The following is a 13,833-nucleotide window of genomic DNA, read 5'->3' as shown; positions in this document are numbered from 1 at the left end:
GCTTACTGGACCAGTTCCTGGTCCTCGAACAGGCCGTCGAAGAGCATGGTGGAGAGGTAGCGCTCGCCCGAGTCCGGCAGCACCACGACAATGGTCTTGCCCTGCATGTTCGGCTCTTCGGCGAGCTTCACCGCGGCGGCCATGGCGGCGCCACTGGAGATGCCGCAGAGGATGCCTTCTTCCTGCATCAGGCGCAGGGCCATGTTCTTGGCGTCTTCGTCGGCGATGGTGGCGACGCGGTCGACCAGCGACAGGTCGAGGTTCTTCGGCACGAAGCCGGCGCCGATGCCCTGGATCTTGTGCGGGCTGGGCTTGATCTCTTCGCCGGCCAGGGCCTGGCTGATCACCGGCGAGGTGACCGGCTCGACAGCCACCGAGAGGATCGGCTTGCCCTTGGTGTTCTTGATGAAGCGCGACACACCGGTGAGGGTGCCGCCGGTGCCGACGCCGGCCACCAGCACGTCGACCGCGCCATCGGTGTCGTTCCAGATTTCCGGGCCGGTGGTCTTTTCGTGGATCGCCGGGTTGGCCGGGTTGTCGAACTGCGCCGGCATGAAGTACTTCGCCGGGTCGCTGGCGAGGATTTCCTCGGCCTTGGCGATCGCGCCCTTCATGCCCTTGGCCGGCTCGGTCAGGACGATCTCGGCGCCCAGGGCCTTGAGCACCTTGCGGCGTTCCAAGCTCATGGAGGAGGGCATGGTGAGGATCAGCTTGTAGCCACGGGCGGCGGCGACGAAGGCGAGGCCGATGCCGGTGTTGCCGGAGGTCGGCTCGACGATGGTCATGCCCGACTTCAGGCGGCCGCCGGACTCGGCATCCCAGATCATGTTGGCGCCGATCCGGCACTTCACCGAGTAGCCCGGGTTGCGCCCTTCGATCTTGGCCAGGATGGTGACGCCGCGCGGGGCGATGCGGTTGATCTGGACCAGCGGCGTGTTGCCGATGGACTGCGCGTTGTCGGCGAAAATGCGGCTCATGATGCGTTCCTTAGGTTCGGAGCTGTGCAGACCCAGCAGCCTATGCCCGGCGGGCTTCGTAGTCCAGTCGGCGGACCCGCCTCACTCGGGCTGCGCGTCGCTGAAGATGGCCTCGATGGGCAGGCCGAAGACCCGGGCTATACGAAAGGCCAGCGGCAGGCTGGGGTCGAACTTGCCACTCTCGATGGCGATCACGCTCTGCCGCGAAACCTGCAGTTGCAGGGCCAGGTCCTGCTGGCTCCAGCCGCGTTCGGCGCGCAGTGCCTTGAGGCGATTGTGCATGGTTGCTCCTTTCTCGGATCGGTCAGGCGAAGCGCCGGCGCAGCAGCACCACGGCCACGCCGTAGGCGGCCCAGAACAACGGGAAGGCGAGGATCACCGGGAAACGCGGCCAGGCGGCGTACTGCTCCAGGAAGCCCCAGGCGCTGAACAGCCCGACCACCACGCCGCCGGCCAGCATGGCGGCGCGGGACAGCAGGAAACGCAGGAATTCGTCCGGCTCGCTGCGCAGGTAGCGGTCGAATACATAGAGCATCGCCAGCAGTGGCAGCGCCGGAGAAGCGGCGGCCAGGACGCGCAGGGCATAAGGCAGCTTCTGCAGGTCCAGCCCCCAGCTGATCAGTGCGACCAGGGCGGAGTAAATGAACATGAGGGCGGCGCAGGACAGGGTGTAGCGGCGCAGGGCGGGATTCATCGCGGTCTCCTTGTGATGTAAAGCGAACTTAACATCGGGGTTTCTTCGATGTAAAGTAAACTTGTCATCGACAGGCCATTTGCGATCAGTCATCCCCTGACCCGCCATTCAATGACTGAATGCCGCGTCTGCGTTCACACTCGCCTTGGCTGCGCGGTATAGTCGCAGCTTGTCCGACCATTCGCCCGGCCCGGCAGAGCGCCCGGCCCGCATCGTTCGAGGATTCACCGATGAAGTTCGAAGGCACCCAGTCCTACGTCGCCACCGACGACCTCAAGCTGGCGGTCAACGCCGCCATCACCCTGCAGCGCCCGCTGCTGGTGAAAGGCGAGCCGGGCACCGGCAAGACCATGCTCGCCGAACAGCTGGCGGAGTCCTTCGGCGCCAAGCTGATCACCTGGCACGTCAAGTCCACCACCAAGGCCCACCAGGGGCTCTACGAGTACGACGCGGTCAGCCGCCTGCGCGACTCGCAGTTGGGCGTGGACAAGGTCCACGACGTGCGCAACTACATCAAGAAGGGCAAGCTCTGGGAGGCCTTCGAGGCCGAAGAGCGCGTGATCCTGCTGATCGACGAGATCGACAAGGCCGACATCGAGTTCCCCAACGACCTGTTGCAGGAACTCGACAAGATGGAGTTCTACGTTTACGAGACCAACGAGACGATCAAGGCGAAACAGCGCCCGATCATCATCATCACCTCGAACAACGAGAAGGAACTGCCGGACGCCTTCCTGCGCCGCTGCTTCTTCCACTACATCGCCTTCCCCGACCGCGAGACCCTGCAGAAGATCGTCGATGTGCACTACCCGAAGATCAGCGGCACGCTGGTCAGCGAGGCACTGGACATCTTCTTCGACGTGCGCAAGGTGCCAGGCCTGAAGAAGAAGCCCTCCACCTCCGAACTGGTGGACTGGCTGAAGCTGCTGATGGCCGACAACATCGGCGAAGCCGTGCTGCGCGAGCGCGATCCCACCAAGGCCATCCCGCCGCTGGCTGGCGCCCTGGTGAAGAACGAGCAGGACGTGCAGCTGCTGGAACGCCTTGCCTTCATGAGCCGTCGCGCTTCGCGCTGATCAACGGATTTGCTCTTCGTAGGAGCGAGCTTGCTCGCGAAGCTCTTTCCGGCTTCGCCGGGTTCGCGAGCAAGCTCGCTCCTACAGGGCATGTGCTCCACGAGAGGACGCAGCCATGCTGCTCAACCTGTTCAACGAAATGCGCGCGGCCAAGGTGCCGGTGTCGGTACGCGAGCTGCTCGACCTGATCAATGCGCTCAAGCACCGCGTCGTGTTCGCCGACATGGACGAGTTCTACTACCTCGCCCGCACCATCATGGTGAAGGACGAGCGCCATTTCGATAAGTTCGACCGAGCCTTCGGCGCCTACTTCAAGGGCCTGGAAAAGCTCGACGACCACCTCAAGGCGCTGATCCCCGAAGAGTGGCTGCGCAAGGAGTTCGAGCGCCTGCTCACCGACGAGGAGCGCGCGCAGATCCAGTCCCTGGGTGGCCTGGACAAGCTCATCGAGGAGTTCAAGAAGCGCCTGGAAGAGCAGAAGGAACGCCACGCCGGCGGCAACAAGTGGATCGGCACCGGCGGCACCAGCCCGTTCGGTTCCGGCGGCTTCAACCCCGAGGGCATCCGCGTCGGCGACGCCGGCAAGCGCCAGGGCAAGGCCGCCAAGGTGTGGGACCAGCGCGAGTACAAGAACCTCGACGACCAGGTCGAGCTGGGTACGCGCAACATCAAGATCGCCCTGCGCCGCCTGCGCAAGTTCGCCCGCGAGGGCGCGGCGGAAGAGCTGGATATCGACGGCACCATCGACCACACCGCCAAGGATGCCGGGCTGCTCAACATCCAGATGCGTCCCGAGCGCCGCAATACCGTGAAGCTCCTGCTGCTGCTGGATATCGGCGGCTCCATGGATGCCCACGTGAAGGTCTGCGAGGAGCTGTTCTCGGCCTGCAAGACCGAGTTCAAGCACCTGGAGTACTTCTACTTCCACAACTTCATCTACGAATCGGTGTGGAAGAACAACCTGCGCCGCTCCAGCGAACGCACCGCCACCTTCGACCTGCTGCATAAATACGGGCCGGACTACAAGGTGGTGTTCGTCGGCGACGCCGCCATGGCGCCCTATGAGATCACCCAGGCCGGCGGCAGCGTCGAGCACTGGAACGAGGAAGCCGGCTACGTGTGGATGCAGCGCTTCATGGAGAAATACAAGAAGCTCATCTGGATCAACCCGTACCCGAAGGACACCTGGAACTACACCGCCTCCACCGGTCTGGTGCGCGAGCTGGTGAAGGAACAGATGTTCCCGCTGACCCTGAGCGGTCTGGAAGAGGGCATGCGCTTCCTCTCGCGCGGTTGAGTTCCTCCACGTTTGAGCGCCAGGGCGGTGCACCCGCACCGTCCCGGTGTCCGCAAAGGTAACCCTGCAGTCGGGCGGGAATTGTCCCGCCCGGCGTCGAAACCCCGCCCCGTGGGGATCGATACGGCCACGCTGGGTGGCCGGCACGCAACTTGCCTCACCCTGACCTGCGCCGGCCACGGTAACATCCGCTGGCGCGCCGTAGCGCCTACGATGGGCATCGAATGAATCCTCTGACCTTCTCCCGCTCCACCTGGCTCAACTCCCTGCACATGACCTCGCTGACCGTCGCGCTGATGGAGTCCGAGGGGCACAGCCGCGAGTCCATCCTCGAGGGCAGCGGCATCACCGGCGACGACCTGCTCGACCTGCGCCGGCTGGTCAGCCCCTGGCAGGAGCAGCAGGTCTTTGGCAATGTGCAGAGCCTCGCTGGCGAGCCGGCCCTTGGCCTGCGCCTGGGCGTGCGCACGCGGATCACCGCCTACGGGCTGCTGGGGTATGCGCTGATCTCCGCGCCGACCCTGGGCGAAGCATTGCGCATCGGCCTGAGCTACCCGGTGCTGCTGGGCACCTACTTCCACCTCGCGCTGGAAGTGGACGGCGACATGGCCTGGTTGGTCGCCACCGGCTACGGCGAAGAAGAAGAGCTGCGCCCGTTCAACACCGAGCTGTGCCTGGGCTCGCTGAAGGTGGCCTGCGCCGACCTGCTCGGCCAGCCGTTGCCGCTGGTGCGCGCTGAATTCGATTACGCCGGCCCGGCCGATCGCCGCGCGGCCTACGCCACGCTGTTCGGCTGCCAGCTGGAATTCGATTGCGCGCGCAGCGCCATCGGCTTCCCGGCAAGCTGGCTGGACATGCGCCTGCCGCTGGCCGACGCAGTGACCCACCGCGAGATGCTCGAACAGTGCCGCCGGCAGAACATCGACCTGGCGGCGCGCCGCGCCTGGCTCGACAAGGTCCGCGCGATCCTCGGCGAACGCCTGCAGGAACCGCCGGGCCTGGAAGAACTGGCGCGCCGCCTGAACTGCTCCTCGCGCAGCCTGCGTCGCCACCTGCAACAGCAGCAGACCAGCTACCAGCAATTGCTCGACGAACTGCGTTTCGCCCGCGCCAAGGAACTGCTGCAGGACGGCGACATGCCGATCTACCGCATCGCCGAGGAGCTGGGCTTCAGCGAGACCGCCAGCCTGCGCCACGCCTTCCAGCGCTGGAGCGGCCAGCCGCCTAGCCACTTCCGTGCGTAAAGATGCGCATGAATTCCGCGCGAAATTGTCGCAGATCAAGGATCAGGTCGGTCTGACAGGCATAGCCTTCAGGGATCCCACAAGGAAACCCTCGAGGGCCTGATCATGGCCAAGAAATTCCCGCTCAATCCTCCACATCCCGAGCGCATCTGCTGGGGCTGCGACCGCTATTGCCCGGCGACCAACCTGGCCTGCGGCAACGGCGCGGATCGCACCATGCACCCGGCCGAGATGCTCGGCGATGACTGGTACCAGTTCGGTGACTGGGGCATAGAAGCGCCCAACACGATTCCCACTGTGCAGCTGGAGCCCGCCAGCTAGCACGCTCCCGCGCCGTTGCGGCGCCGGAATGAAGTAAGCGCGCACTCCCTCCCCGGAGCACGCGCTTTCGCGTCATCAGCCCTTGGCGGGAGTGATGCCGTAGATCTTCTGGAAGCGGGCGATCAGGCCGACCGGCTTCTTCTCTTCCTTCTGCATCAGGTAGACCACACGCTCGCCGTTGGGGCCGCTGGCGATTTCGGTGTGGCGGAAGATCGGTTCACCCAGGCCGTTCATGTCGACCATGTCGCCGTAGCGCTGGGCCACGTAGATCACGCCTTCCTGGCGAATTTCGCCGTAGAAGCCGGCCGACGGCGGCAGGCTCTGCTTGTAGAACTGGTAGGAGGCGATCTTCTTCGCGTCCTTGTCCTTGTCTTCGGCACGCACGACCAGCACGACGTTCTGGCCGAACTTGTCCTTCTCGCCGACTTCCTTGGTGTAGGTGGTCTTGCCGGTCACGATGTAGTCCCGGTAGACGGTGGCGTCATCGAACAGGTAGAGGGTCTCGTCGGTGCGGACCAGGTACCAGTCGTCGTTGTTGGGGGTGGCTTCCTTGCTGGCGACCGGAGCCTGAGCGGCGCAGCCGGCGAGGGCGGCGACGAGCAGGGCTAGAGATGCAGCTTTGTTGGCAGTCTTTTTATTGAACATCTTGGGGGCTTCCCTGGGTTGAAAGCCTGCGAGTTTCAACGGGCCACATAACGGATTGATGACGGCAAAATGACGAATTGTTTCCGTGCTACAGCGCCCGTATTCCGGGCGCTGTAGCTGATCGGGGAGGTGTTACGGGCGGGCTTCGAGGATCAGGTTGAACGGCGTTTGCGCCGCGCGGCGGAAGCGGCTGAAACCGGCTTCCTCGAACACCTTGCGCAGGCGTGCTTCGCCGGCCTGAGCACCCAGCCCCAGCCCGACTTCCTGGGACAGCGAATTGGGTGTGCAGATGAAGGTCGAGGCGGCATAGAACAGCCGGCCGACCGGGTTCTGGTTGTCATCCAGGTGGTCATTGGCGAAGGGTTCCACCAGCAGCACCGTGCCGTCCGCCTTCAGCGCCTGGCGTGCGTGCTGCGCGGCGCCCACCGGGTCACCCATGTCGTGCAGGCAGTCGAAGAAGCAGATCAGGTCGTAGTCGTTGCCGGGGTAATCCTTGGCGCTGGCGCGCTGGAAACTGGTGCGTTCGGCGACTTCGGCCTGCCCGGCGCGCTGGTTGGCCACGTCGATGGAAGGCTGGTGGTAGTCGAAGCCGACGAAAGTCGACGCCGGGAAGGACTGCGCCATGACGATGGTGGAGGCGCCGTGGCCGCAACCGACGTCGGCCACCCGCGCGCCGCCTTCGAGCTTGCCGACCACTTCGTCCAGGGCCGGCAGCCACTCTGCAACAAGGTGCGCGCGATAGCCGGGACGGAAGAACTTCTCGGTGCCGGAGAACATGCAGGGGTGGTGATCGCCCCAGGCCAGGCCGCCGTCCCCGCGCATGGCGGCGACCAGCTTGTCCTTGTCGTGGTAGAGCGCCGCAACCACGGAGGCACCACCGGCGACGTACACCGGCGAGTCCTCGATGGCCAGCGCCATGGCCTGTTCCTCGGGCAGGCGGAAGTTGCCGTCCTGGTGCTCCATGTAGCCGGAGGCGGCATGGGCGCTGAGCCATTCGCGCAGCAGGCGGGCATTGCAGCCGCTGCGTTCGGCCAGTTGTGCCGGGCTCAGCCACTGGCCGTCGGCCATGGCTTTGTAGAGGCCCAGTTCCTCGCCCAGGATGATGTTGGCGAGCATCGCCGCGCCACCCATGTCGGTGACCAGCTTGCCCATGAATTCGTTGAGTCTGGCTTCGTCCATCGCGCGATCTCCCGTGCGTAGCCGCGGGGAGGCCCGGCGGCAACCGAGGAAGGAAGGCGGCAGGCGGCGGTGCCGGATGCCGCGACGGGCGCCGGCCAACGGCGGGCACGGGACGCTGCAGGCGCAACGACGGCTCCCGCGCGGGACTGTTGCGCAAAGACCGGCGAGGTGGCCGCCCCGCCGGCGTAACCCCTTCATTCTACGGCGGCGGATTCGGCCCGGTATCGTCGCCGACTTGCGGTGTTGCCGCTTCGTCGGCAGGCTCCGGGCGCGCCAGTTGCGGCCGCTGCAGAATCAGGTTCTGCGGTGTGCTCAGGCTGATGCCGGCCTCGCGCAGGCCGCTGAAAATGGTGAACAGCAGGTCGCTCTTGGTCGAGTACACCGCTCGCGGGCTGCTGACGTTGCCCGAGGCAGCCAGGGTCAGGCCGGTGGCGCTCAGGTCCTTGAAAGTCACCGAAGGGGCCGGCGTCTCGACGATGTTCTCGTGTTCGCTGTAGGCCTTGAGCATCAATTCGCGGACCTTCTGCACGTCGGTATCCAGCGGCAGGGTGAGGTTGATGCCGACCACGCCCAGCGCGCTGCCCATGGTCACGTTGCGCACGTTCTGCGAGATGAACTGGGAATTCGGCACGATCACCGTGGACTGGTCGGACATCTGGATTTCCGTGGCGCGCACGTTGATCCGCCGGATGTCGCCCTCCACGCCACCGGTCAGGCTGACCCAGTCGCCGACCTTCACCGGGCGCTCGGTGAGCAGGATCAGGCCGGAGATGAAGTTCTGCACGATGGCCTGCAGGCCGAAACCGATACCCACCGACAGGGCGCTGACCACCCAGGTCAGGCTGGTGAGGTTGATGCGCAGCGCCGAGAGCACCAGCAACACCAGGATGACCATGCCGATATAGCCCACCAGTGTCACCAGCGAGGCGCGCATGCCTGCGTCCATGCGCGTTTCCGGCAGCAGCTCGTCGGCCAGCCAGCGCTTGAGCAGGCGCAGGCCGAACAGGCCGGCGGCCAGAGTGCCGAGGGCCAGCAGGATGTCCTGCGGGACGATGTTCAGGCGCCCCAGCGACTGGCCGCTTTCCACCAGTTGCACCAGGCCCTGGAGCAGTTCGCCGGGGCTGGTGCCGGAGGTAGAGAAGGCGATCAGCAGAGTGGACAGCACCAGCAACGTGCGCCCCGCGCCGGTCAGCAGGGTGGCGAATTGCGCCTGGTGGCGCGGATCGACGCCGAGGTTTTCCGCCAGCCGCTCGCCGATCGGCTGGCGCGGCGACAGCAGTACTTCGCAAAGGTCGACGAACAGGCTCGTCAGCAGGTAGCCGGTGGCGCACACCACGCTGGCCCAGAGCAGCTTGCCGGCAAAAAAGTACGCCAGTGACAGATAGCCGGTGGCCAGTGCCAGCACGATCAGCAGCACCGTGACCAGCATTGCGAACACCAGGATGCCGGCCAGCGGCGAGGTTTCGTGGCCTTCGGCTTCGCGGCGCGCAACGCGATAGCGATACAGCGCAATGCCGTAGAGCAAGGCCGTCGCCAGGGCGGTGAGGCCGTTGACCGCCACGGTCAACGCGAGGCTGGCGCCGCTGGAGCTGTTGATGCGATCCAGCGTGCCCAGCACCAGCAGCATCCAGGCCATCAGCCAGGGGAAGGGCGAAAGGGCGGTGGCCACTGGGTCGGGCAGGTCGGGCAGTCGCCAGGACGGCCTCTGCACGGCCAGCAGCGCGCGGCCCAGGCCGGCGGTGAAGGTGCAGAAGATCACCAGCGAGAGCATCTGGTTGCCGAGGTTGTCCATGTTGCCGCTGAGCTGGCCGTGCCAGTTCATGCCTTCGTGGATCACCGTGGCGCCGCCACCGAGGGTGAGGATGGTGGCCAGGCCGACCGCCACCGCCAGGGCGCTGCGGCGCAGGCGGCCCACCGGAATCCAGCGGATCATCGCCTTGGTCAGCAACTGCTCCAGCAGGCGCCGGCCGGGAATCCACAACAGCAGGGCGACGAGCAGGCTGGCGATGAAGGGCGAGCGGTGCTCGGGCCGCCAGACCGTGGCGAAGGCGTCGCCGATCTGCGCGCGCATGGATTGCAGGCGCGTCAGGTCGTCGTCGGTGGGGCGGATCAGGTTCGACCAGAAGCTGGGGCTCAGCGGCGGCGGGTAGCGCGTGGCGATCTGCGAGTTGAACTGGCTGCGGCGCAGGTTGACGATCTGCGCGGCGAGGTCCTGGGCGTTCTTGTCCAGCTGGTTGGCGCGCTCCAGCTGTTTCTGCAGGTCCTTCTGGGCATCCGTCAGGTCGTTACGCTGCCGGGTCAGGCTTTCGGCCTCGTTGGGCGTGACCGGGCCGAGCACCTTGAGCTGGTCTTCGGTGCGCGACAGCGCGGTGCCGATATCGGTGGCGTTCTGCTCCGCGCGGGCCTGAACGGCCAGAGCGGACTGCCGCAGGTTCGACAGCAGGCCATCGTCGCTGTCGGCGGAGACGCGCTGGCGGATCAGTTCGAGGCGAGCGCCCAACTGCTCGACGCCAGCATCCTCGGGCAGCTCCGGCAGCTGGATGGAATCGCCGGCCTGGACATCGGTCGGCTCGTCTGCCAGCACGGCGCCAACGCCCGCCAGCAACAAGGTCAGCATCAGCAGCGCACGGCTGCAGGCGCGTACGAAGGTTTCCCGCATCTTCCCCCATCCTGTGGTCAAAACGCTTGATGATGTTCGACCGGTTCAGCCCCCGGACAATTCCCTGAGCATAGCGCCGCTGCGGTGGGTCTTTGCCGGGCCAAAGCGGATAATCACTGCATGCAGATGGTTAAGGGTCATAAATTCTGGCCACATCGATCCCCTTTTGGCCGCTTCCGCTGTTCTGCGCGAGACGGTCGCTGGGCAGAATTCCGTCACCGGACAACAAGAATCCTTCAGAGGGTACTCCCATGCTTACCGTGTACAGCGATGATCACCGCCTGCATTTCGGCCAGTCCGAACTGGTCGACGGCAAACTCCAGCCCTGCTTCGAGATGCCCAGCCGCGCGGACACCGTGCTGGCCCGCGTGAAGTCGCAGAACCTGGGCGAAATCATCGAGCCCAAGGACTTCGGCATGGAGCCGATCCTGCGCGCGCACAACACCCGCTACGTCGAATTCCTCAAGGGCGCCTGGGCCCGCTGGGCGGCCGAAGGCCACACTGGCGACCTGGTCTCCACCACCTTCCCGGGGCGCCGCCTGCTGCGCGACGGTCCGATCCCGACTGCGCTGATGGGCGAAGTGGGCCACTACAGCTTCGACACCGAGGCACCGATCACCGCCGGCACCTGGCAGGCCGTGTACAGCTCGGCCCAGGTCGCGCTGACCGCCCAGGACCACATGCGCCAGGGCGCCAGCACCGCCTTCGCCCTGTGCCGTCCGCCGGGCCACCACGCCGGCAGCGACTTCATGGGCGGCTACTGCTTCCTGAACAACGCCGCCATCGTCAGCCAGGCGTTCCTCGACCAGGGCGCCAAGCGCGTGGCCATCCTCGACGTGGATTACCACCACGGCAACGGCACCCAGGACATCTTCTACCGCCGCAACGACGTGCTGTTCGCCTCGATCCACGGCGACCCGCTGGTGGAGTATCCGTACTTCCTCGGTCACGCCAACGAGCACGGCGAAGGCGCCGGAGAGGGCTACAACCACAACTACCCGCTGCCCCATGGCACCGGCTGGGACGGCTGGTTCGCCGCGCTGGAAGACGCTTGCCGGAAGATCGCGGACTACGCGCCTGACGCGGTGGTTGTATCGCTGGGCGTGGATACGTATAAGGACGACCCGATTTCCGAGTTCAAGCTGGACAGCCCGGACTACCTGAAGATGGGCGAGCGCATCGCCGCACTGGGTATTCCGACCCTGTTCATCATGGAAGGCGGTTACGCGGTGGAGGCCATCGGCGTCAACGCGGTGAACGTGCTGCAGGGCTACGAAGGCGCTGCACGCTGATAAGACGAATCGGGCGGATGAGAATCCGCCCGTTTGCTTTTCATTGCTCGCAACCTTTTGCGCGAGCGCATCCTGCTGGGGAAGGACATGAACAAGAATACCGCGCTGCGCGGCCTGCTCGCCGCCGCCACCCTCGTCACGGCCAGCGCCGCCAGCGCTGCACCGGAAGTGCGCATCTACAACTGGTTCGACTACATCGGCCCGGACACCCTCAAGGGTTTCCAGGGCGAGACCGGCATCAAGCCGCAATACGACGTCTACGACAGCAACGAAGTGCTGGAAGCCAAGCTGCTTTCCGGGCATTCGGGCTATGACGTGGTCGTGCCCAGCGACAGCTTCCTCCCCAACTACCTCAAGGCCGGCGTGTTCCAGCCACTGGACAAGAGCAAGCTGCCGAACTGGAAGAATCTCAATCCCGCACTGCTCAAGGTGCTGGAGAGCAAGGACCCGGGCAACCAGTACGTGATGCCCTACATGTGGGGCACCAACGGCATCGCCTACAACGTCGACAAGGTCAAGGCCGTGCTCGGCGACAACGCGCCGCTGGACTCCTGGGACCTGGTGTTCAAACCGGAAAACCTCGCCAAGCTGAAATCCTGTGGCGTGGCCTTCCTCGACTCGCCCACCGAGGTGATCCCGCAGGTCCTGCATTACCTGGGCCTGTCGCCCAACAGCCACAACCCGGACGACTACAAGAAGGCCGAGGCACTGCTGGCGAAGCTGCGCCCGAACATCACCTACTTCAGTTCCTCGAAGTTCGTCACTGACCTCGCCAACGGCGACGTCTGCGTGGCCCTGGCCTGGTCCGGCGGCGCGATGCAGGCGGCCAATCGCGCCAAGGAAGCCGGCAACGGCATCCACATCGAGTACCGCATTCCCAAGGAAGGCGCCGCCGCCTGGTTCGACGTGCTGGCGATTCCGAAGGATTCGAAGAACGTCGAGCAGGCCCACGCCTTCCTCAACTACCTGCTGCGCCCGGAAGTGGTCGCGCCGATCTCCGACTACGTGGCCTACGCCAACCCCAACCAGGCGGCGGACGGACTGATCTCCAGGGAGCTGCACGACAACCCCAACGTCTACCCGCCGGCGGACGTGCAGGCCAAGCTGTTCTCGGTGGAAATGCTGCCGCCGAAACTGGAGCGCATCCGCACCCGTACCTGGACCCAGGTGAAATCCGGGAAATAATGTCGTCTGCAGCTTCCTGAACAGCGGATTTCCGTTGGCGGCCGGCTGGCGCGAACTGGCATGATCGGCGGACTTTCTTCGAGGAAGTCCGCCGATCGTCCTTTTGGCTTCCCGCTTTTCTTCAATTGCCGTGCCTCTTGCTGCCGAGCCTTGCCATGAACTCCCAAGCCAATATCGTCGAACGCAAGGGCGCCGACGCCTTCGCCATCCAGGTCATGACTGGCCTGTGCGTGATCTGGGGTATCCAGGCAGTGATGGTGAAACTGGCCGCGCCGGACATCGCGCCGATCATGCAGGCCTTCGGGCGCAACCTGGTGGCTGCCGTGGCGGTGGGCCTGATCATGTGCTGGCGCGGCGGCTGGGACGGCTTCCTGCGCCAGGGCACGCTCAAGGGCGGGCTGCTGGCCGGGGTGCTGTTCGCCGCCGAGTTCTTCTTCATCGCCCAGGGGCTGGTCTATACGTCGGCCTCGCACATGGCGGTGTTCATCTACACGGCGCCGATCTTCTCGGCGCTGGCGCTGCATTTCCTGCTGCCCAGCGAGCGTCTGCGGCCGCTGCAATGGCTGGGGATCGGCGTGTGCTTCGGCGGCATCGCGATGTGCTTCGGCGGTGGCTTCGACTTCGCCAACCTGGACAGCCGCATGCTGCTGGGCGATGCCTTCGGCGTACTTGCCGGGTTCGCCTGGGGCATGACCACGGTGGCGGTGCGCACCACGCGGCTGTCCGAGGCCAAACCGATCCTGACGCTGTTCTACCAGTTGCTGATAGCCGCACTGCTGCTGCCTTTCGCCGCACTGGCGCTGGGCAAGACCCATGACGTCAGCTTCACCGCCATCGGCGTGGGTAGTGTGCTGTTCCAAGGGCTGGTGGTGTCGTTCTTCAGCTACTTCACCTGGTTCTGGCTGCTGCGCCGCTACCTGGCGTCGAACCTGGCGGTGTTTTCCTTCATGACGCCGATGTTCGGCATCGCTTTCGGCGTGCTGATTCTTGGCGAGCCGCTGACCCTGAATTTCATCGCGGGCGCCGTGCTGGTACTGGCGGGAATCACGCTGGTAAGCAGCGAGCAGTGGATTCGCCGGATGCTTCGCCGCTGAGTTGGGAAATGTCGTGCTCTTGATTCAGGTCAGGCGCTGCGGCGGGGGAAGACGATAGTCTTTGTTGCAAGGAGTGAGTGGCACGGGCGGAGAGTGGGACGCCGGGCTATTCTTCCTAGGGCGGCCCATGGTGGTAACGGGCCGCCCGACCTGAATTCGTACAAGGAGGC

13 protein-coding genes are annotated in these 13,833 nt (G+C 65.2%); 7 read left to right on the top strand and 6 right to left on the bottom strand.

Features of this window, described 5'->3' with window-relative positions:
- Window positions 1–2: 2 nt before the first annotated feature.
- The 3 genes from cysK to IB255_RS01895 form a co-directional block, all read right to left on the bottom strand.
- Window positions 3–977: a cysteine synthase A gene (gene cysK, locus IB255_RS01905; protein WP_081520320.1), complete on the bottom strand. Its 975-nt coding sequence runs from the start codon at window positions 975–977 to the stop codon at window positions 3–5.
- Between the two features lie 81 nt (window positions 978–1,058).
- Complete coding sequence (locus IB255_RS01900) at window positions 1,059–1,259, bottom strand: helix-turn-helix transcriptional regulator (protein ID WP_081520321.1); 201 nt, start codon at window positions 1,257–1,259, stop codon at window positions 1,059–1,061.
- A 22-nt stretch (window positions 1,260–1,281) separates the two neighbouring features.
- Complete coding sequence (locus IB255_RS01895; protein ID WP_081520322.1) at window positions 1,282–1,671, bottom strand: hypothetical protein; 390 nt, start codon at window positions 1,669–1,671, stop codon at window positions 1,282–1,284.
- Window positions 1,672–1,901: 230 nt separating this feature from the next.
- Here IB255_RS01895 and IB255_RS01890 point away from each other — a divergent pair, with 230 nt between their 5' ends.
- The 4 genes from IB255_RS01890 (at window position 1,902) to IB255_RS01875 (ending at window position 5,609) form a co-directional block, all read left to right on the top strand.
- A complete protein-coding gene (locus IB255_RS01890) occupies window positions 1,902–2,747 on the top strand; it encodes an AAA family ATPase (RefSeq protein WP_081520323.1) in 846 nt (281 codons plus the stop codon).
- A gap of 115 nt (window positions 2,748–2,862) precedes the next feature.
- Window positions 2,863–4,044, top strand: coding sequence for a vWA domain-containing protein (locus IB255_RS01885; RefSeq protein ID WP_081520324.1), 1,182 nt, complete (start codon window positions 2,863–2,865; stop codon window positions 4,042–4,044).
- A 224-nt stretch (window positions 4,045–4,268) separates the two neighbouring features.
- Window positions 4,269–5,288: an AraC family transcriptional regulator gene (locus tag IB255_RS01880; RefSeq protein ID WP_081520325.1), complete on the top strand. Its 1,020-nt coding sequence runs from the start codon at window positions 4,269–4,271 to the stop codon at window positions 5,286–5,288.
- A gap of 105 nt (window positions 5,289–5,393) precedes the next feature.
- The gene (locus tag IB255_RS01875; RefSeq protein ID WP_081520326.1) at window positions 5,394–5,609 is read left to right on the top strand and encodes a DUF3079 domain-containing protein; all 216 of its coding nucleotides are present in this window, start codon (window positions 5,394–5,396) and stop codon (window positions 5,607–5,609) included.
- Window positions 5,610–5,684: 75 nt separating this feature from the next.
- On the opposite strand, the gene IB255_RS01870 is transcribed toward IB255_RS01875, so the two are convergent.
- The 3 genes from IB255_RS01870 to IB255_RS01860 all read right to left on the bottom strand — a co-directional run bounded on the left by IB255_RS01870 (window position 5,685) and on the right by IB255_RS01860 (window position 10,092).
- On the bottom strand, window positions 5,685–6,254 hold the full coding sequence (locus IB255_RS01870; RefSeq protein WP_081520327.1) for a hypothetical protein: 570 nt from the start codon (window positions 6,252–6,254) through the stop codon (window positions 5,685–5,687).
- Window positions 6,255–6,386: 132 nt separating this feature from the next.
- Entirely contained in the window at window positions 6,387–7,433 is a 1,047-nt protein-coding gene (locus IB255_RS01865; protein ID WP_081520328.1) for a class I SAM-dependent methyltransferase, read from the bottom strand.
- 199 nt (window positions 7,434–7,632) lie between these two features.
- Window positions 7,633–10,092, bottom strand: coding sequence for a DUF3772 domain-containing protein (locus IB255_RS01860; RefSeq protein ID WP_081520329.1), 2,460 nt, complete (start codon window positions 10,090–10,092; stop codon window positions 7,633–7,635).
- 251 nt (window positions 10,093–10,343) lie between these two features.
- Here IB255_RS01860 and IB255_RS01855 point away from each other — a divergent pair, with 251 nt between their 5' ends.
- The 3 genes from IB255_RS01855 to IB255_RS01845 all read left to right on the top strand — a co-directional run bounded on the left by IB255_RS01855 (window position 10,344) and on the right by IB255_RS01845 (window position 13,663).
- Complete coding sequence (locus tag IB255_RS01855) at window positions 10,344–11,384, top strand: histone deacetylase family protein (RefSeq protein ID WP_081520330.1); 1,041 nt, start codon at window positions 10,344–10,346, stop codon at window positions 11,382–11,384.
- A gap of 87 nt (window positions 11,385–11,471) precedes the next feature.
- Window positions 11,472–12,569 carry an extracellular solute-binding protein gene (locus IB255_RS01850; RefSeq protein ID WP_081520354.1) on the top strand — a complete coding sequence of 366 codons (1,098 nt, stop codon included), beginning with the start codon at window positions 11,472–11,474 and terminating at the stop codon, window positions 12,567–12,569.
- Between the two features lie 155 nt (window positions 12,570–12,724).
- The gene (locus tag IB255_RS01845; protein WP_081520331.1) at window positions 12,725–13,663 is read left to right on the top strand and encodes a DMT family transporter; all 939 of its coding nucleotides are present in this window, start codon (window positions 12,725–12,727) and stop codon (window positions 13,661–13,663) included.
- Window positions 13,664–13,833 lie beyond the last annotated feature (170 nt).

It is taken from the genome of Pseudomonas sp. PDM22 (assembly GCF_014851965.1).
Classification (GTDB): Bacteria; Pseudomonadota; Gammaproteobacteria; order Pseudomonadales; family Pseudomonadaceae; genus Pseudomonas.
The sequence above is the reverse complement of the archived record's forward strand: the minus strand, read 5'-3'. Positions and strand labels throughout refer to the sequence as shown.